Origin of the sequence: Streptomyces sp. H51, assembly GCF_035656535.1 — a bacterium.
In the GTDB taxonomy this organism is placed as follows: Bacteria; Actinomycetota; Actinomycetes; order Streptomycetales; family Streptomycetaceae; genus Streptomyces.
This window is the reverse complement of record NZ_JAYMHD010000067.1, coordinates 214,143-232,050: the sequence shown is the minus strand read 5'-3', so window position 1 is coordinate 232,050 and position 17,908 is coordinate 214,143. Positions and strand designations below refer to the sequence as shown.

The 17,908-nt window shown below is 72.4% G+C and carries 13 protein-coding genes; 10 read left to right on the top strand and 3 right to left on the bottom strand.

Annotation, left to right across the window (positions count from 1 at the left end; genetic code table 11):
* Positions 1-151 precede the first annotated feature (151 nt).
* From VKA29_RS24370 to VKA29_RS24350, 5 genes are all read left to right on the top strand, one after another.
* On the top strand, positions 152-1,786 hold the full coding sequence (locus VKA29_RS24370) for a PucR family transcriptional regulator (RefSeq protein WP_324788083.1): 1,635 nt from the start codon (positions 152-154) through the stop codon (positions 1,784-1,786).
* A 155-nt stretch (positions 1,787-1,941) separates the two neighbouring features.
* The gene (locus VKA29_RS24365; RefSeq protein ID WP_324788082.1) at positions 1,942-2,784 is read left to right on the top strand and encodes a nitrilase-related carbon-nitrogen hydrolase; all 843 of its coding nucleotides are present in this window, start codon (positions 1,942-1,944) and stop codon (positions 2,782-2,784) included.
* Positions 2,785-2,815: 31 nt separating this feature from the next.
* A complete protein-coding gene (hydA, locus tag VKA29_RS24360) occupies positions 2,816-4,219 on the top strand; it encodes a dihydropyrimidinase (protein ID WP_324788081.1) in 1,404 nt (467 codons plus the stop codon).
* Between the two features lie 11 nt (positions 4,220-4,230).
* Positions 4,231-5,253, top strand: coding sequence for a TIGR03842 family LLM class F420-dependent oxidoreductase (locus VKA29_RS24355; protein ID WP_324788080.1), 1,023 nt, complete (start codon positions 4,231-4,233; stop codon positions 5,251-5,253).
* Between the two features lie 121 nt (positions 5,254-5,374).
* A complete protein-coding gene (locus VKA29_RS24350) occupies positions 5,375-6,901 on the top strand; it encodes an NCS1 family nucleobase:cation symporter-1 (protein ID WP_324788079.1) in 1,527 nt (508 codons plus the stop codon).
* Positions 6,902-6,927: 26 nt separating this feature from the next.
* Here the strand turns inward: VKA29_RS24350 and VKA29_RS24345 are convergent, their stop codons facing one another.
* Both VKA29_RS24345 and VKA29_RS24340 read right to left on the bottom strand, forming a co-directional pair.
* A complete protein-coding gene (locus VKA29_RS24345; RefSeq protein WP_324788078.1) occupies positions 6,928-7,584 on the bottom strand; it encodes a hypothetical protein in 657 nt (218 codons plus the stop codon).
* A gap of 223 nt (positions 7,585-7,807) precedes the next feature.
* Positions 7,808-7,972 carry a hypothetical protein gene (locus VKA29_RS24340; RefSeq protein WP_324788077.1) on the bottom strand — a complete coding sequence of 55 codons (165 nt, stop codon included), beginning with the start codon at positions 7,970-7,972 and terminating at the stop codon, positions 7,808-7,810.
* Between the two features lie 69 nt (positions 7,973-8,041).
* Here VKA29_RS24340 and VKA29_RS24335 point away from each other — a divergent pair, with 69 nt between their 5' ends.
* From VKA29_RS24335 to VKA29_RS24320, 4 genes are all read left to right on the top strand, one after another.
* The gene (locus VKA29_RS24335; protein WP_324788076.1) at positions 8,042-9,871 is read left to right on the top strand and encodes a gamma-glutamyltransferase family protein; all 1,830 of its coding nucleotides are present in this window, start codon (positions 8,042-8,044) and stop codon (positions 9,869-9,871) included.
* 125 nt (positions 9,872-9,996) lie between these two features.
* Positions 9,997-10,842, top strand: a complete 846-nt coding sequence (locus VKA29_RS24330; RefSeq protein ID WP_324788075.1) for an inositol monophosphatase family protein — start codon at positions 9,997-9,999, stop codon at positions 10,840-10,842.
* Between the two features lie 104 nt (positions 10,843-10,946).
* On the top strand, positions 10,947-12,356 hold the full coding sequence (locus VKA29_RS24325; RefSeq protein ID WP_324788074.1) for an NAD(P)/FAD-dependent oxidoreductase: 1,410 nt from the start codon (positions 10,947-10,949) through the stop codon (positions 12,354-12,356).
* Positions 12,353-12,865, top strand: coding sequence for an O-acetyl-ADP-ribose deacetylase (locus tag VKA29_RS24320; protein WP_324788073.1), 513 nt, complete (start codon positions 12,353-12,355; stop codon positions 12,863-12,865). The genes VKA29_RS24325 and VKA29_RS24320 overlap by 4 nt, the downstream gene beginning before the upstream one ends.
* Positions 12,866-12,942: 77 nt before the next feature.
* Here VKA29_RS24320 and VKA29_RS24315 read toward each other — a convergent pair whose 3' ends face one another.
* On the bottom strand, positions 12,943-13,242 hold the full coding sequence (locus VKA29_RS24315) for an SH3 domain-containing protein (protein WP_324788072.1): 300 nt from the start codon (positions 13,240-13,242) through the stop codon (positions 12,943-12,945).
* Positions 13,243-13,963: 721 nt separating this feature from the next.
* Between VKA29_RS24315 and VKA29_RS24310 the strand changes: the two genes are divergently transcribed.
* The gene (locus VKA29_RS24310) at positions 13,964-17,890 is read left to right on the top strand and encodes a glycoside hydrolase family 2 TIM barrel-domain containing protein (RefSeq protein ID WP_324788113.1); all 3,927 of its coding nucleotides are present in this window, start codon (positions 13,964-13,966) and stop codon (positions 17,888-17,890) included.
* Positions 17,891-17,908 lie beyond the last annotated feature (18 nt).

The following is a 17,908-nucleotide window of genomic DNA, read 5'->3' as shown; positions in this document are numbered from 1 at the left end:
CAAGGGCGAGCGAGTCGAAGGGCACGACGGCGGCGAGAGGGCGGCGAGAGGGCGAGCGTGCGGCGGCCCGAGGGGCCGAGCACGGTCGCCCTCTCGCCGCGGGCTCCGGCACCCGGAGGCGAACCGAGCCGCAGAAAAGGGGAACACCGCCATGACCACCACCTTCGGATCCCCGGACCGCCCGGAACCGCCGGAGCACCCGGAACCGGCCCTGTCCGTCCGCCAGGTGCTGTCGCTGGAACGGGTGCTCGCCGGCGAGCCCGAGGTGGTGGCCGGCGCCGCCCGGCTCGACCGGCCGGTGCGCTGGGTGCACGTCGCCGAGGCGTCCGACGTGGGCGTGATGCTCAGCGGCGGCGAGATGGTGCTGACCACCGGCGTGCTGCTCGCCGGCGACGAGGAGAAGCAGGCCGAGTACATCCGCTCGCTGCACCACGCGGAGGCCGCCGCCGTCGTCCTGGGCCTGGGCCGGGCGTTCCCCACCCCGCCGGACGTCATGCGGCGGGCCGCCGAACGGTGCGGGCTGCCGCTGATAGTCCTGCACCGCCCCTTTCCCTTCGCGGAGCTGACGGAGGAGGTGCAGTCCCGGCTGGTGCGGCGGAAGTTCGCCGCGGTCAGCCTCTCGGAGTCCGTGCGCACGGCCCTCACCGGCCTGATCACCACCGGCGCGCCCCTGCAGCGCCTGCTCGACGAGGTCGCCCAGCACAGCGCCTGCCCCGTCGTCCTCACCAACCTCGCCCACCGGGTCCTCGCCACGGCGGGGGAGCGGCCGGCCGTCGACGACGTGCTGCGCGACTGGGAGCGGATCTCCCGGCAGGCATGGGGGCACGACCCAGGCCGTTCAGGCACCGGGGGAGGCAGCGAGGGCGACGGCTGGATCCGCGCCGAACTCGGCGGACGCGGCGAGCGGTGGGGCCGGATCGTGCTGTGCGGTTACCGCGGCGACACCGCCACCGGACGGCTGCTCGCCGACCGGGCCGCCGAGGCCCTCGTCCTGCACCGCATGCTCGGCTCCAACACGGGCTGCAGCTGGGAGGAGCAGTCCGCGCAGAGCCTGCTGACCGACCTGGTCAGCGGGGTCGTACCGGCGAGGCAGCTGCTGCCGCGCGCGCGTGCGGCCGGGCTGCCGGTCAACCGGCGCGCCTTCGTGCCGCTGGTCGTGCGGGACAAGGACCCCGCCCGGCTCGACCGGGTGCTGCGCATGCTCGGTCTGTCCGGACTGGTCGCCGAACTCGCCGACGGTGCCGTCGCCGTGCTGCTCAGCCTCGCCCGCGACCAGGACGCGCAGGCGCTCACCGCCCACTTCGCGGCACGGCTGCGCACCGAGTCGGGGACGCCGGGGACGGTGGTCGCCGCGGCCGACCCGCGCACCGCCTGGGACGACGTGCCCGCCGGGCTGCGCGAGGCCCAGCACGTCGCGGACGCCGTCGCCGACTCCGCGGCCGCCCTGGACCTGCCGGCCGTCGTCCGGCTCAGGGACGTGCACCTGCGCGGCCTGATCCGGCTGCTGCGCGACGACCCGCACGTGCAGTCCTTCGCCGAACGCGAGCTGGACGGGCTGCTGCGCGGGCCGGAAGAGGAGAGGGCTGCCCTGCTGTCCGTGCTGCGCACCTACCTCGCCACCGGCCGCAACAAGTCCCGCACCGCCCAGCTCCACCACGTCTCCCGGCCCGCGCTCTACCGGCGCCTGGAGGCCATCCAGGGCCGCCTCGGCGTGGACCTCGACGACTTCGAGCAGGCCGCCTCCGTGCACATCGCGCTCCTCGCACACGACGCGCAACAGGGCTGAAACACATGATGACCAGGGAAAACGGCGGTGAAACATGGTCCCTCGACAAGGTGACAACGTGGCACGCCGCACGCCCGCAGACGTGACACGGTGCACCTCAAAGCCCGCCCCCGGACTTCCTAGCCTTCTCGCACACCGAGCGACCGGAGGTCCCGATGAGCCAAGTGATCCGCGCCGCCCTCTTCCAGACCGCGTGGACGGGCGACAAGGAGTCGATGATCCAGGTGCACGAGCAGGCCGCGCGGGACGCCGCCGCGCAGGGCGCCCAGGTCCTCTGCTTCCAGGAACTCTTCTACGGCCCCTACTTCTGCCAGGTGCAGGACAAGGCGTTCTACGAGTACGCGGAGCGCATCCCCGACGGCCCGATCGTCAAGCGCTTCCAGGCGCTCGCCCGGGAACTGGGCCTGGTCCTCGTCCTGCCGATGTACGAGGAGGAGCAGCCGGGCGTCCTGTACAACACGGCCGCCGTGATCGACGCCGACGGCACCTACCTCGGCAAGTACCGCAAGCACCACATCCCCCAGGTGCCCGGATTCTGGGAGAAGTTCTACTTCCGCCCCGGCAACGCGGGCTGGCCGGTCTTCGACACCGCCGTCGGCCGGATCGGCGTCTACATCTGCTACGACCGGCACTTCCCGGAGGGCTGGCGGGCGCTGGGCCTGGCGGGCGCCGAGATCGTCTTCAACCCGTCGGCCACCTCGCGGGGACTGTCCCGCTACCTGTGGCAGCTGGAGCAGCCGGCCGCGGCCGTCGCCAACGAGTACTTCGTCGGCGCGATCAACCGGGTCGGCGTGGAGAGTTACGGCGACAACGACTTCTACGGCACGTCGTACTTCGTGGACCCGGAGGCCCAGTTCGTCGGCGAGGTGGCGAGCGACAAGGAGACCGAACTCGTCGTCCGCGACCTGGACCTGGCCAAGCTGCGCGAGGTGCGCGACCGCTGGCAGTTCTTCCGGGACCGCCGCCCCGACGCGTACGCCCCGCTGACCGCACCCTGACCGAACCGTTCACCCTGGCAGGAGAGGGACCATGAGCAGCCGTACCGTCATCCGCGGTGGCCTCGTCGTCACCGCGTCCGACGAGATCCACGCCGACGTCCTGATCGAGGACGGCCGTATCGCCGCCCTCGCCGCCTCCGGCACCCCGGCCGCCGAGGCCTGGACGGCCGAGCGCGTCATCGACGCCACCGGCAAGTACGTCATCCCGGGCGGCGTCGACGTCCACACCCACATGGAGCTGCCGTTCGGCGGCACCTCCGCCTCCGACACCTTCGAGACCGGCACCCGGGCGGCCGCCTGGGGCGGCACGACGACGATCGTGGACTTCGCCGTGCAGAGCGTCGGGCACTCCCTGCGCGAGGGCCTGGACGCCTGGCACGCCAAGGCCGAGGGCAACTGCGCGATCGACTACGGCTTCCACATGATCGTCTCCGACGTCAACCAGGAGACGCTGAAGGAGATGGACCTGCTGGTGGAGGAGGGCGTCACCTCCTTCAAGCAGTTCATGGCCTACCCGGGCGTCTTCTACAGCGACGACGGCCAGATCCTGCGCGCCATGCAGCGCTCCGCCGAGAACGGCGGCCTGATCATGATGCACGCCGAGAACGGCATCGCCATCGACGTCCTCGTCGAGCAGGCCCTGGCCCGCGGCGAGACCGACCCCCGCTACCACGGCGAGGTCCGCAAGGCCCTCCTCGAGGCGGAGGCCACCCACCGCGCCATCAAGCTCGCGCAGGTCGCCGGCGCGCCCCTGTACGTCGTGCACGTCTCGGCCGCGGAGGCGGTCGCCGAGCTGGCCAGGGCCCGCGACGAGGGCCTGAACGTCTTCGGCGAGACCTGCCCGCAGTACCTCTTCCTGTCCACCGACAACCTCGCCGAACCCGGCTTCGAGGGCGCGAAGTACGTCTGCTCCACGCCCCTGCGCCCCAAGGAGCACCAGGCCCGGCTGTGGAACGGCCTGCGCACCGACGACCTCCAGGTCGTCTCCACCGACCACTGCCCGTTCTGCTTCACCGGCCAGAAGGAGCTGGGCCGGGGCGACTTCTCCAAGATCCCCAACGGGCTGCCGGGCGTGGAGAACCGCATGGACCTGCTCCACCAGGCCGTCGTCGACGGGCACATCTCGCGCCGCCGCTGGATCGAGATCGCCTGCGCCACCCCGGCCCGCATGTTCGGCCTGTACCCGAAGAAGGGCACCATCGCCCCCGGCGCCGACGCCGACATCGTCATCTACGACCCGCACGCCGAGCAGGTCATGTCCGCGGACACCCACCACATGAACGTCGACTACTCGGCGTACGAGGGCAAGCGCACCACCGGCCGGGTCGAGTCGGTCCTCTCGCGCGGCGAACCCGTCATCACCGAGCGGGAGTACACCGGACACGCCGGGCACGGCGTCTACACCCCGCGCTCCACCTGTCAGTACCTCAACTAGGAGTGGCGCCCATGGACTTCGGACTCGTCCTGCAGACCGATCCGCCGGCTTCGAAGGTCGTCGATCTGATGAAGCGCGCCGAGCGCAACGGCTTCACCCACGGCTGGACCTTCGACTCGGCCGTGCTGTGGCAGGAACCGTTCGTGATCTACAGCCAGATCCTCGCCCACACCGAGCGGCTGAAGGTCGGCCCGATGGTGACCAACCCGGGCACCCGCACCTGGGAGGTCACCGCCTCCACCTTCGCCACCCTCAACGACATGTTCGGCAACCGCACCGTCTGCGGCATCGGCCGCGGCGACTCCGCGATGCGCGTGGCGGGCCGCAAGCCCAACACCCTGGCCCGCATCAGCGAGGCCATGAAGGTCATCCGGGCGCTGGGCCGCGGCGAGGAGGCCGACCTCGGCGGCGGCACCGCCGTCAGGTTCCCGTGGATCCGGCCCGGCGCCGAAGTCCCGGTCTGGATGGCCGCGTACGGGCCCAAGGCGCTGAAGATGACCGGCGAGGAGGCCGACGGGTTCATCCTCCAGCTCGCCGACCTCTACCTCACCGAGTACATGGTCAAGGCGGTCAAGGACGCCGCCGCCGCGGCCGGCCGCGACCCGTCCGAGGTGACGATCTGCGTCGCCGCCCCGGCGTACGTCACCGAGGACGACTCGCCCGAGGCGCTCGCCCACGCCCGCGAGCAGTGCCGCTGGTTCGGCGGCATGGTCGGCAACCACGTCGCCGACCTGGTCGCCAAGTACGGCGAGCACTCCGCCCAGGTCCCCGAGGAACTCACCGACTACATCAAGGCCCGCGAGGGGTACGACTACTCGCACCACGGGCGTGCCGACAACCCGGACACCGCGTTCGTGCCCGACGAGATCGTCGACCGGTTCTGCGTCGTCGGCCCGGTCGAGCGGCACATCGAGAAACTGAACGCACTGCGGGAACTGGGCGTCGACCAGTTCGCCGTGTACGACATGCACGACGCGCAGGAGGCCGTGATCGACGCGTACGGCCAGAAGGTCATCCCCGCGGTCAACTCCTGACCCAAGCAGCCGGGTTGTCCCGTCCCCCCACTCCCGTTCACCCCTCCCCGGCGTGCGCCGGGGAGGGGCCGGAGCCCGCACTGGCCTTTCCGGATCCACCCCTCGTTTGATTGGCCTGCCCATGACCGAAACCGCTCCCCCGGCCATACCGCCGACCGCCCAGGTCACCCGCCCCGACGGACGCGTGGAGATCGCCCCGGGATCCCCGCTGCCCACCGGTCCCTACGCCAACGACGACCTGCTGCCGGTCCCCGTCGAGAAGCGGACGTGGACCACGTACAACTTCTCCGCGCTGTGGGTCGGCATGGCCCACAACACCGCCTCCTGGACCCTCGCCTCCGGCCTGATCGCCGTCGGCATGGACTGGAAGCAGGCGGTGTTCACCATCGCCCTGGCCAACCTGATCGTGCTCGTCCCGATGCTGCTCACCGGGCACGCGGGACCGAAGTACGGCATCCCCTTCCCGGTGTTCGCCCGCGCCTCCTTCGGCGTGCGCGGCGCCAACCTGCCCGCCGTCGTACGGGCGTTGGTGGCGTGCGGCTGGTTCGGCATCCAGACCTGGATCGGCGGCGAGGCGATCTACTTCCTGGCCGGCAAGCTGATCGGCGACAGCTGGGCGAACGCCTCGCACGTCGGCGGCTACGCATGGACCATGTGGCTGTCGTTCGCGCTCTTCTGGGTGCTGCAGGTCGCCATCATCTACCGCGGCATGGAGACCATCCGGCGCTTCGAGAACTGGGCGGCGCCCTTCGTGCTCGTCGGCGCGTTCGTGATGCTGATCTGGATGAGCAACAAGGCGGGCGGCTTCGGGCCGCTGCTCGACCAGCCCTCCAAACTCGGCTGGGGCGGCGACTTCTGGAAGCTGTTCTGGCCCTCCCTCATGGGCATGATCGGCTTCTGGTCCACGCTGTCGCTGAACATCCCCGACTTCACCCGCTACGGCAGGAGCCAGAAGGCGCAGACCTGGGGGCAGGCGCTCGGCCTGCCGACCACGATGACGCTCTTCGCGCTGCTGTCGGTGCTGGTCACCTCCGGCTCGCAGGCGGTGTACGGCGAGACCGTCTGGGACCCGGTCCAGCTGGCCGCCAAGACCGACAACGTGGTCGGCCTGCTGTTCGCGCTGGTGACCGTGCTGGTGGCCACCCTGTCCGTGAACATCGCGGCCAACCTGGTCTCCCCGGCCTTCGACTTCTCCAACATCGCCCCGCGGAAGATCAGTTTCCGCGTCGGCGCGCTGGCCACCTGCGTCCTCGGGGTGCTGATCTTCCCGTGGAAGCTGTACTCCGACCCGCAGGGCTACATCTTCACCTGGCTCGGCCTGGTCGGCGGGCTGCTCGGCACGGTCGCCGGCATCCTGATCGCCGACTACTGGATCCTGCGCCGCGGCAAGCTCGACCTGGTCGACCTGTACCGCACGGGCGGCCGCTACTGGTACGACGGCGGCTGGAACTGGCGGGCCGTCGCCGCCTTCGCCGTCGGAGGGGTCCTCGCGATCGGCGGCGCCAGCTTCAAGCCGCTGATCGACGGACGGCCGATCCCGGCCCTCCAGCCGCTCGCCGACTACGGCTGGGCGGTGGGCCTGGGCACGTCGATGGTGCTCTACGTGGCCCTGATGCTGCCGCGCGGCAGGCAGCGGCTGGAGGCCTGAACCGGGCGGGAGGAGGGCGGCCGGTGCTACCGGCCGCCCTCCAGCGCCGCCACCGCGTCCTTCGCCGCCTTGATGGCGCCCTTGTTGATCTCGTCCGTGCCGGGCGCCTTCTTGCTCTCGAAGTCGCTGCCGTTGTAGGTGACGACCACCAGCGCGTTGGCCACCTGCGCCACCACCTCGCCCTCACGGGTCTGCTGCTTGTCCTCGGTGGTGAGGTTGACGACGGAGTAGCCCGCGTCGCCGAGTCCGGGGACGTCCCCGCCGCCGCTCTTCTCGGTGATCCGGGCCCGGTACGACTTCTGCGCCGCCTGGTCCGAGTCCATGATCTCGAAGGAGACGTCGAGCCAGCGGTAGTCGTAGCCCTTCAGCGCGTTCCAGGAGCAGGTGCGGCGCAGCGTCTCGTCCGTCGACCGGATCTCCTTCCCGGCCGTCCTAGCCCCCGGCACCAGCGACTTGACCGTCTTCGTCGCCACGGCACCGCACGGCGCGGGAGCGGCGGTGTAGGTCTTCGCGACGGCCGTCGACGACGGCGCGGAGGCCGACTTGGTGCCGGTCCGCGGCGCGTCCTTGTGCTGGGCGGCCGGCGTCGCGGAACCGGACGACAGCGCCCAGCCCGCCGTGGCGAGCACGACGACCGGGGTCAGGCGCGCGGCCAGCGCGAGCGGCAGAGGAAGATCACGCACGGGCACACTTCTCGCTGGGGGACGGTGTGCGGAGCAGTCCGCACTGCGGACGGGCGTAGTTTCACACGAGTACCTCCGAGACGGAAGTGCCAACTCGCTCCGTGCACGCGTGGTTACCGAAGCGTAGGGCGGGCGGCCGCCCGGCGCGCCCGGTCGACGGCCACCGGCCGGGCGCGCCGGGCCGGCCCCGCTCCGCGGGGGAGCCGGCGGTCGGCGACCCCGGTCATGCCGTCCCCCGGACCGTGTGCGGGGTGCGCGCACTCTCCAGGCGTTCCACCGCGGCGAAGACGCCGTACGCGACGATACGGACGAGACAGCCGTCGGTGCCGTCGCGTACGGCGCCGGGCCGCCGCGTCCTCCTCGGTGATCTTCGTAGATCCCCGAACATGGGATGAAATGCTCCGTGCGGGAGCGCTCGCTTCGGACCGGCCGAGGCACCCGACGACTGAGGTGAGAGATGCGGTTCACCACCCGGCCCACCCTCCAGGGCACCTTCGGCATGGTGTCCTCCACCCACTGGCTGGCCTCGCAGTCGGCGATGGCCGTGCTGGAGGACGGCGGCAACGCCTTCGACGCCGCGGTGGCGGGCGCGTTCGTGCTGCACGTCGTCGAGCCGCACCTCAACGGACCCGCCGGCGAGGTGCCGATCCTGCTCGCCCCGGCCGGCGGCGAGGTGCGGGTGCTGTGCGGGCAGGGCGTGGCACCGGCCGGCGCGACGATCGCGCACTACCGCTCACTCGGCCTCGACCTCGTCCCCGGCACCGGGCCGCTCGCCGCGGCCGTGCCCGGCGCGTTCGACGCCTGGATGCTGCTGCTGCGCGACCACGGCACCAAGACCCTGGCCGACGTCCTGAAGTACGCCGTCGGATACGCCGAACACGGGCACCCGCCCGTGGAGAACGTGGGCGCGACCGTCGAGTCCGTACGGGAACTCTTCGAGACGGAGTGGACCTCGTCGGCGGACGTGTACCTGCCCGGCGGCAGGGCGCCCCGCCCCGGCGAACTGCTGCGCAACCCCGCCCTGGCCGCCACCTGGAAACGGCTGCTCGCCGAGGTCGCGGGCGCCGGGGACCGGCAGGCGCAGATCGAGGCCGCGCGGGAGGTGTGGCGGACCGGGTTCGTCGCCGAGGCCCTGCTGCGGCAGGCCGCCCGCCCCACCATGGACACCAGCGGCGAACGCCACACCGGCACCCTCACCGCCGCCGACCTCGCCGGCTGGTCCGCCGGCTACGAGACGCCGGCGACGTACGACTGGAACGGCTGGACCCTGTGCAAGGCCGGCCCGTGGAGCCAGGGCCCGGTGCTGCTGCAGCAACTCGCCCTGCTGCCGCCCGAACTGCCGCCGTACGGCTCCGCGGACTACGTCCACCTGCTGGTCGAGGGCTGCAAACTCGCCATGGCCGACCGGGAGGCCTGGTACGGCGACGCGGCCGAGGTGCCGCTCGGCGACCTGCTCTCGGCGGACTACAACACCGCCCGCCGCCGCCTGATCGGCGACACGGCCTCCCACGAACTGCGGCCCGGCAGCCCCGGCGGACGCACCCCGCGGCTGAGCGCCCACGCACACGTCATCGCCGCCGAGCCCCCCGGCTTCAGTCCGATGGGCGCCGGTGAGCCCACCGTCGCCGAGGGCCCCGCCTCACCGGTCCCCGGCGAGCCCCAGGTGGGCACGGACGGCGCGACCCGCGGCGACACCTGCCACCTGGACGTCGTCGACCGCTGGGGCAACATGGTCGCCGCCACGCCCAGCGGCGGCTGGCTGCAGTCCAACCCCGTCGTCCCCGAACTGGGCTTCCCGCTCGGCACCCGGCTGCAGATGACCTGGCTGGAGGAGGGCCTGCCGAACTCGCTGACGCCCGGCCGGCGCCCCCGCACCACCCTCACGCCCTCCCTCGCCCTGCGCGACGGCGAGCCGGTGCTGGCCTTCGGCACGCCCGGCGGCGACCAGCAGGACCAGTGGCAACTGCACTTCTTCCTCGCCGTCGCCCTGCGCGGCCCGGTACGCGGCGGACTCGACCTCCAGGGCGCGATCGACGCGCCGAACTGGCACAACGACAGCTTCCCCGGTTCCTTCTACCCGCGCGGCATGCGGCCGGGCAGCGTCACCGTGGAGTCCCGTACGGACCCGGCCGTGGTCGAGGAGCTGCGCCGGCGCGGTCACCGCGTCACCGTGGGCGACCCCTGGTCGGAGGGGCGGCTGTGCGCGGTCGCGCGGGACCCGGCCACCGGAGTCCTGTCGGCGGCGGCGAACCCGCGGGGCATGCAGGGGTACGCGGTGGGCCGTTGACCGGGCCGTCGGTCAGGCCGTCGGCCCGGAACGCCGGAATCGCGGATTCCCGGATTTCATCCCGATTCCACCGCAGGTGCACCGGACGGGTGGGGATTGTCAGTGGCGCGTGCTCTCATGGAGCCATGATCGAAGACACGGAAACCATCGACGAGTTTCTCGCCCGCCGCTCGGCCGACGTGGAGGAGGCGATCCGCGCGGCCGCCGCGGCCGAGATCCTGCCGCGCTTCCGCCGTCTCGCCGCGCACGAGGTCGACCAGAAGAGCGGCCCGCACGACCTGGTGACCGACGCCGACCGCCTCGCCGAGCGGTACCTCACCGAGGAACTCGGCAAGCTGCTGCCCGGCTCGGTCGTGGTCGGCGAGGAGGCGGTGCACGCCGACCCGGCGTCGTACGAGGCGATACGGGACGACGTGCCGGTCTGGATCGTCGACCCCGTCGACGGCACGCGCCAGTTCGTGCACGGCGACCCCGGCTTCTGCACCCTGGTCGCGCTCGCCCACCGCGGCACCGTGCTCGCCTCCTGGACGTACGCACCGGCGCTCGGCCGACTGGCCACGGCGGCGAGGGGCCGGGGCGCGTTCCTCGACGGCGAGCGGCTGCATGCCGGTCCGCCCGACCCGGGCCGCGACCTGCGCGTGGCCACCTCGCACCCGGACTACACCACGGACGACCAGAAGCGGGCCCTGCTCGGCCTGTGGACCGACGGCGTAGCGCCCCGTCCCTGCGGCTCGGCCGGCCTGGAGTACCTCGCCCTCGCCCGCGGCGAGTCGGACGCGGTCGCCTTCTCGTGGGAGGCGGCGTGGGACCACGCGGCGGGCCTGCTGCTGGTGGAGGAGGCGGGCGGCGCGCACCTGACCGTCACCGGGGAGCCGTTCCGGATCACGGGCGGCAACGCCCTGCCGTTCACCGCGGCCCGCGACGCGGCCACCGCCCGCAGGGTCAGGGCGCTGCTCGCGGGCGGGTCCTGACGCCGACGCGGGGGCCGGCGACCTGCGGGCCGGGGGCGCCGGCTTCCCGCCTATCCTGATGCCCACATGCCATCGGCTGACGAGGGGGTCCGAAGGTGCCGTCGATGCTCGATGCGGTCGTGGTGGGCGCGGGACCGAACGGACTGACCGCTGCCGTCGAGCTGGCCCGCCGCGGCTTCTCCGTCGCCCTGTTCGAGGCCCGCGGAACCGTCGGCGGGGGAGCCCGCACCGAGGAGCTCACCCTGCCGGGCTTCCGGCACGACCCCTGCTCCGCGGCCCACCCGCTGGGCATCAGCTCACCCGCCTTCCGCGCCCTGCCCCTCGAGCGGTACGGCCTCCAGTGGCTGCACGCCGAACTGCCCATGGCGCACCCGTTCCCCGACGGCACGGCCGCCGTGCTGTCCCGGTCGGTCGCCGAGACGGCGGCCTCCTTCGGCCCGCGGGACGCGGGGGCCTACCGCAGGCTGGTCGAGCCGTTCCTGCCCCGCTGGGACACCCTGGTCCGCGACTTCATGTCGCTGCCGCTCACCGCGCTGCCCCGCGACCCGCTGACCCTCGCCCGCTTCGGCCTGGCCGGCCTGCCCCCGTCGACGTGGCTGATCCGCCGCTTCCGCGACGAGCGGGCCAAGACCCTGTTCGCCGGTCTCGTCGCCCACGTCATGGCACCGCTCAGCGGCTTCGCCACCGGCGCCGTCGGTCTGGTCTTCGCGCTCGCCGCGCACGCCCGCGGCTGGCCCGTGGTCCGCGGCGGCTCCCAGTCCCTCTCCGACGCCCTCGCCGCCCACCTCGCGGACCTCGGCGGCAGCATCCACACCGACTACCAGGTCAAGCGCCTCGACGACCTGCCGCCCGCCCGCGCGTACGTCTTCGACACCTCGCCCACCGCCCTGGCCCGCATCGCGGGCCTCGGCAGCTACTACGACCACTACCGCTACGGCCCCGGCGTCTTCAAGATCGACTATGCGCTGGACGGCCCCGTGCCGTGGACCGCGAAGGAGGCCCGCCTAGCGGGCACCGTACAGATCGGCGCGGACAGCGCGGAGATCGGCGCCGCCCTGCGCGCCGCCTCCCGGGAGGGGCGGGCGCCCGACCGGCCGTTCCTGATCACGGTCCAGCCCGGCGTCGTCGACCCCACCCGCGCGCCCGAGGGCAAGCACGTCTTCTGGGTCTACGGCCATGTCCCCAGCGGCTGGACCGGAGATCTCACGGACGCCGTCGAGAGCCAGCTGGAGCGCTTCGCCCCCGGCTTCCGCGACCGCGTCCTCGCCCGCGCGACCGCCGGTCCGCCGGAGATGGCCGCCCGCAACGCCAACTACGTCGGCGGCGACATCGCCACCGGAGCGGTCACCGGACTGCAGACCCTGCTCCGGCCGAAACTCTCCCTGTCCCCCTACACCACCCCGCACCCGGCCGTCTTCATCTGCTCGTCGGCCACCCCACCCGGCCCCGGCGTCCACGGCATGTCAGGGCACAACGCGGCCAAGGCCGTGTGGAAGCGACTCCGGCGGACATGACCCCCAGCATCACGCTCGTCCAGGGCGACATCAGCCGCGTCAGCGCCGACGCGATCGTCAACGCGGCCAATTCCTCCCTGCTCGGCGGCGGGGGCGTGGACGGCGCCATCCACCGCCGCGGCGGTCCCGCGATCCTGGAGGAGTGCCGCAGGCTGCGCGCCGCCAAGTACGGCAAGGGCCTGGCCACCGGCCGGGCGGTCGCCACCACCGCGGGGAACCTGGACGCCCGCTGGGTGATCCACACCGTCGGCCCCGTGCACAGCGCCACCGAGGACCGCTCCGGCCTGCTGGCCTCCTGCTACCGCGAGTCCCTGCGCGTCGCCGACGAACTCGGCGCCCGGACGGTCGCCTTCCCCGCGATCTCCACCGGCGTCTACCGCTGGCCACTGCCGGACGCCGCCCGCATCGCGCTGGACACCGTGCGCACCACGCCGACGGTCGTCGAAGAGGTACGGTTCGTCCTCTTCGACGACCGTGCGTACGAGGCGTTCGCCCGGCACCTCGCCTGACCGCGCCCGGAACCTGCCGCAGAAGGGCCGCCCGGCCGACGGCCGGACGGCCCCTCCCCAAGATCTTCAGGAGCCGTCTAGCACTGGGCGCTGAGCGGCAGGTTGGCGTACTTGTCGCCCTTGAAGTAGATGGCGCTGCTGTACCCGACACTCCAGTCGGTCCAACGGACCTGCAGCCACACGTTGTTGGTGTATCCCTCGGCGGTGACGGTCTGGCCGTAGACCCAGCAGTTGATCACGTAGGTCGTGTTCGCGGAGAGGGTGCCTCTCGACGAGCAACTGGTGGACGCGCACGTGCGGTTGGCGACGGAGGCCCACGTCGTCGCGTAGTAGGTACCCGCCGCGGACGGCTGTACGTCACCGGCTCGCACGCTCACCGGGCGGGGCGAGGCCGCCGCCGACGACGTGGTGGCGGCCCCCAGCGTCGCCCCTACGGCGAGAAGGCCCACACCAGCCGTTGACGCTAACTTGCGACCGAGATTGACCATTTTACTGTTTCTCCCTCCCTCATACCCATCTGGTATGTACGCGTAATGATGGGTATATGAGATGAACATCACAAGTGTGTTTTCCGGCCCGTTTCGCCGTCGCGGCACCCTTCGAAGACCGAAACGTCGCGCGTTCTCGCGTGCGTGACGTGTGCGGGCTGGAGTTCTCTGCTGCCCTGCGCGACCCGGACGCGGCGCGTGAACGCGGCTGGTCCCGCCGGCCGCGCGGTCGCCGTGGTCGTGATCCGGCGGTGGGCGCGGGAAGGGCGCGCCCGCGCGGTACCCGCCGCCCGATCGGCCCTGGGGCCCGGCGCCGGCGGCAGTCCGTGCGCGGCTCCCGTCGCCGCCCCGGTCGGCCATGTGCCGGTCGGCGCCGCGCCGTCATGTTCACACAGAGTCGGACAAGATAATTGATTCGATTGTGTTCGGGTACTAGGGTGAGCCTGGCTCGGTAGTCACACCGTCACCATCCGTCACTGTTCGTCGCCACCGACTCCGCCGCCAGCCGGCCGACAGCGCACGCGTCCCCGTTCGACACCCCCACTCCACTGAACCCTGACGCACCCTCAAGCCCGTGTCGTACACGGTCGTCCCGAGGAAGGCCACGGTCATGCCGCACCCGCACGCGCACCCCCACCCGCACGCGTCCCAGCCCGACCGTCCCCGGCGCGCGGTGGTCAGCCGCCGCCGGCTCCTGGAGTCCTCCGCCGCCGTGCTCGGCGCCCTCGCCCTGTCCCGGCCGTCGGCCGCCGCCCACGCGGCCGGCGACCCGGCGGCCGACGCCACGCCCGAGTGGAACGGCAACGTCGGCCTGTTCGAGGCCGGTACCGAGCCCCCGCACGCCACGCTGATGCCCTACGCGGACCTGGAGCAGGCGCTGGCCGCCGACCGCACCCGCTCGCCGTACCGGCTCAGCCTCGACGGGACCTGGCGGTTCGCCCACGCCGACCGCCCCGGCGACCGCGACACCGACTTCCACCGCACCGACCTCGACGACAGCGACTGGGACACCGTCCCCGTCCCCTCCCCGTGGCAGCTGCACGGCTACGACCGCCCGATCTACCTCAACATCACCTACCCCTGGTGGGGCCCCAACGGCCTGGGCGAGGAGGCGCGGCCGCCGGCCGCGCCGACCCGCTTCAACCCCGTGGGCCAGTACCGGCGCACCTTCACCCTGCCCCGCCACTGGGCCGGACGCCGCACCTTCCTGCACTTCGAGGGCGTCAAGTCGGCCCACTACGTGTGGATCAACGGCCGGCTGGTCGGCTACCACGAGGACTCGTACACGCCCGCCGAGTACGACATCACCGCGCACCTCAAGCCTGGCGCCAACCAGATCGCGGTGGAGGTCTACCGCTTCTCGGACGGCGACTGGATGGAGGACCAGGACATGATCCGGCTGAGCGGCATCTTCCGCTCGGTCTACCTCTACTCCACGCCCGCCGTGCACCTGCGCGACTTCAAGCTGGAGACCCCGCTCGGCGACGGTCACACCACCGCTCGGCTGGCGGTCACCGCGAGCGTGCGCGACTACGCGGGCGACGGCCGGGGCCGGTACACCGTGGAGACCCAGCTCTACGACGCCGGCGGGCACCCCGTCTGGCCCCGCCCGCTGCAACGGACGGCGGACCTCGACGCCGGCGCCGAGACGACCGTACGGGCGGCGAGAGCCGTGCCCGCGCCGAGGCTGTGGTCGGCCGAGGACCCGTACCTCTACACCGCGGTCCTGCGCCTGCGCGACCCGTCCGGGAAGGTCACCGAGACCCTCTCGCACCGCGTCGGCATCCGGGAGTTCGCGCTCGTGGACGGCCTGATGCGGATCAACGGCAGGCCGGTCTCGCTGCGCGGCACCAACCGGCACGAGATGCACCCCCTCCGCGGCACCGCCCTCACCCGCGCGGACATGGTCCGCGACATCGAGATCGTCAAACGCCTCAACATCAACTCCGTACGCACCTCGCACTATCCGAACAACCCGCAGTGGCTCGAACTGGCCGACGAGTACGGCCTGTACCTCGTCGACGAGACCAACCTGGAGACGCACGGCATCCGCGGCGAGTACCCGGGCGACCACCCCGAGTGGACCGCCGCCTGCGTGGCCCGCGCGAGGAACATGGTCCACCGCGACAAGAACCACGCCTCGGTCGTCATCTGGTCCCTCGGCAACGAGGCGGGCGGCGGCAGCACCTTCGTCGCCATGCACGACTGGATCCGCTCCTGTGACCCCACCCGCGTCATCCAGTACGAGGGCGACGACCGCCCGGGGATCAGCGACATCCGCTCGAAGATGTACGAGAGCCCGGCAGACGTCGAGGCACGCGCCCGGGACACCGCCGACACCCGGCCCTACGTGATGATCGAGTACTCGCACGCGATGGGGAACTCCAACGGCAACTTCAAGGAGTACTGGGACGTCGTCCGCCGCCACGACGTGTTGCAGGGCGGCTGGATCTGGGACTTCGTCGACCAGTCCCTGAGCCGGCCGGCCCCGCGGCGCAGGTTCCTCACCGAGACCGGACCGGGCGGTCTGCGCGGCGAACTGATGAACCCGACCGGCGAATTCGACCGCGACAAGGGGGTACGCGGCGCCACCGTCTTCGCCCGTGACCCGGGCCTCGACCTCACCGGCTCCCTGACCCTGGAGGCGTGGATCACCCCGCAGGTGACGGGCGGTCACCAGCCCGTCATCGCCAAGGGCGACACCCAGTACGCCCTGAAGCAGACCGACGGCAGACTCGAGTTCTTCGTCCACGGCGGCGGCCAGTGGGTCAGCACGAGCTGGACCCTGCCCGCGAGCGGCTGGACCGGCACCGAACACCACGTCGCGGGCGTCTTCGACGCGACGGCGGGCGCGCTGACCCTGTACGTCGACGGCGTGGCCAGAGCCACCCGCGCCACCACCCGGCGGCCCGACAGCGGCGCCGCGCCCCTCGCGATCGCCGGTGACGCCGACAACCCCACCCGCGAGTTCAGCGGCACCGTCCGCCGGGCCCGCGTCCACGCCCGCGCCCTCACCGCCGCCGAACTGGCCGATGACGACCGCGGTCCCGGCGACGACGGGGTGCGCTTCTGGTTCGACGCGGCCACGGCCGGCCTCACCGAACAACGCCCCACCGAGGACACGTACCTCTCCTACGGCGGCGACTGGGGCGACAACCCCAACGACGGCAACTTCTGCGCGAACGGCATCGTCACCGCCGACCGCGGCCACACCGGCAAGGCGGCGGAGATCAAACGGGTCTACCAGGCCGTCCAGGTGTCCCCGGCCGCCGGTGGCGCGCCCGGGACGGTGACCCTCACCAACGAGTACCTGTTCACCGACCTCCAGCAATTCGACTGCTGTTGGGAACTCGTCGCCGACGGCAGGACGGTCCGACGCGGCCGGCTCAGCCGAGCCCAGCTCGACGTCCCGCCGCTCGCCGGCCGCGACGTCACGGTGCCGGTACGGCTGCCGCGCGACCCGGCTCCGGGCACCGAGTACTTCCTGGAGCTGTCGTTCACCACCAAGGAGCCCACCAGGTGGGCGCCGGCCGGCTTCGAGGTGGCCCGGCAGCAGCTCGCCCTGGACGCGGGCAGCCCCGACGTGGTGCCGGTGCCCCTGGAGAGCGTCCCGGCGCTGCGGCACGACGACCGCGACGGCACCGTCACCGTCACCGGCGACGGCTTCTCCGTCACCGTGGACAAGCGCAGCGGGCTCATCACCTCGTACGAGGCCCGTGGCGCCCGGCTGATCGAGTCCGGCCCGGTGCCCAACTTCTGGCGGGCCCCCACCGACAACGACCGCGGCAACGGCCAGCACGTCCGCAACCGGACCTGGCGCGACGCCGGGGCCCGGCGCGCCGTGACGGACGTGACCGTGCGCGCCCTGCGCGACCGGGCCGTCGAGATCAAGGTCACCGGCACGCTGCCGACGACGGTCGAGTCGGCGTACACCACGACGTACACCGTCTTCGGCAACGGCGAGATCAAGGTCGACAACACCCTCCACCCCGGCGCCGCGAGCCTGCCCTACATTCCCGAGGTCGGCACCCTGCTGTTCCTGCCGGGCCGGCTGGAGCACCTGCACTACTACGGGCGCGGCCCCGAGGAGAACCACTGGGACCGCAACACCGGCACCGACGTCGGCCTGTACTCCGGGACCGTCTCCGGCCAGTGGACGCCGTACATCCGCCCGCAGGAGAACGGCAACAAGACCGACGTGCGCTGGGCCGCCCTGACCGACGGGCGCGGCCGGGGCCTGCTGGTCTCCGCGGAACCGCTGCTGGAGGTCAACGCCTCCCACTTCACCCCGGAGGACCTGTCGGCCGGGGCCCGCCACGCCTACCAGCTCAACCCCCGCGAGCAGGTCGTCCTGCGCGTGAACCACCGGCAGATGGGCGTCGGCGGCGACAACAGCTGGGGCGCCCACACGCACGACGCGTACAAGCTCCTCGCCGACCGGGACTACGCCTACACCTACCGGCTCCGCCCGCTGACGAGCGTCCGCGCGGCCACACCGGCCTCCCGGCGGCCGACGTCGACGCGGTTCTCGGACTGACGCGGGTCTCGGACCAGC

Coding starts and splice junctions, on each gene's coding strand:
- VKA29_RS24370 (WP_324788083.1), top strand. CDS start 152: ATGACCACCACCTTCGGATCCCCGGACCGCCCGGAACCGCCGGAGCAC.
- VKA29_RS24365 (WP_324788082.1), top strand. CDS start 1,942: ATGAGCCAAGTGATCCGCGCCGCCCTCTTCCAGACCGCGTGGACGGGC.
- hydA (WP_324788081.1), top strand. CDS start 2,816: ATGAGCAGCCGTACCGTCATCCGCGGTGGCCTCGTCGTCACCGCGTCC.
- VKA29_RS24355 (WP_324788080.1), top strand. CDS start 4,231: ATGGACTTCGGACTCGTCCTGCAGACCGATCCGCCGGCTTCGAAGGTC.
- VKA29_RS24350 (WP_324788079.1), top strand. CDS start 5,375: ATGACCGAAACCGCTCCCCCGGCCATACCGCCGACCGCCCAGGTCACC.
- VKA29_RS24340 (WP_324788077.1), bottom strand. CDS start 7,972: ATGTTCGGGGATCTACGAAGATCACCGAGGAGGACGCGGCGGCCCGGC.
- VKA29_RS24335 (WP_324788076.1), top strand. CDS start 8,042: ATGCGGTTCACCACCCGGCCCACCCTCCAGGGCACCTTCGGCATGGTG.
- VKA29_RS24330 (WP_324788075.1), top strand. CDS start 9,997: ATGATCGAAGACACGGAAACCATCGACGAGTTTCTCGCCCGCCGCTCG.
- VKA29_RS24325 (WP_324788074.1), top strand. CDS start 10,947: ATGCTCGATGCGGTCGTGGTGGGCGCGGGACCGAACGGACTGACCGCT.
- VKA29_RS24320 (WP_324788073.1), top strand. CDS start 12,353: ATGACCCCCAGCATCACGCTCGTCCAGGGCGACATCAGCCGCGTCAGC.
- VKA29_RS24310 (WP_324788113.1), top strand. CDS start 13,964: ATGCCGCACCCGCACGCGCACCCCCACCCGCACGCGTCCCAGCCCGAC.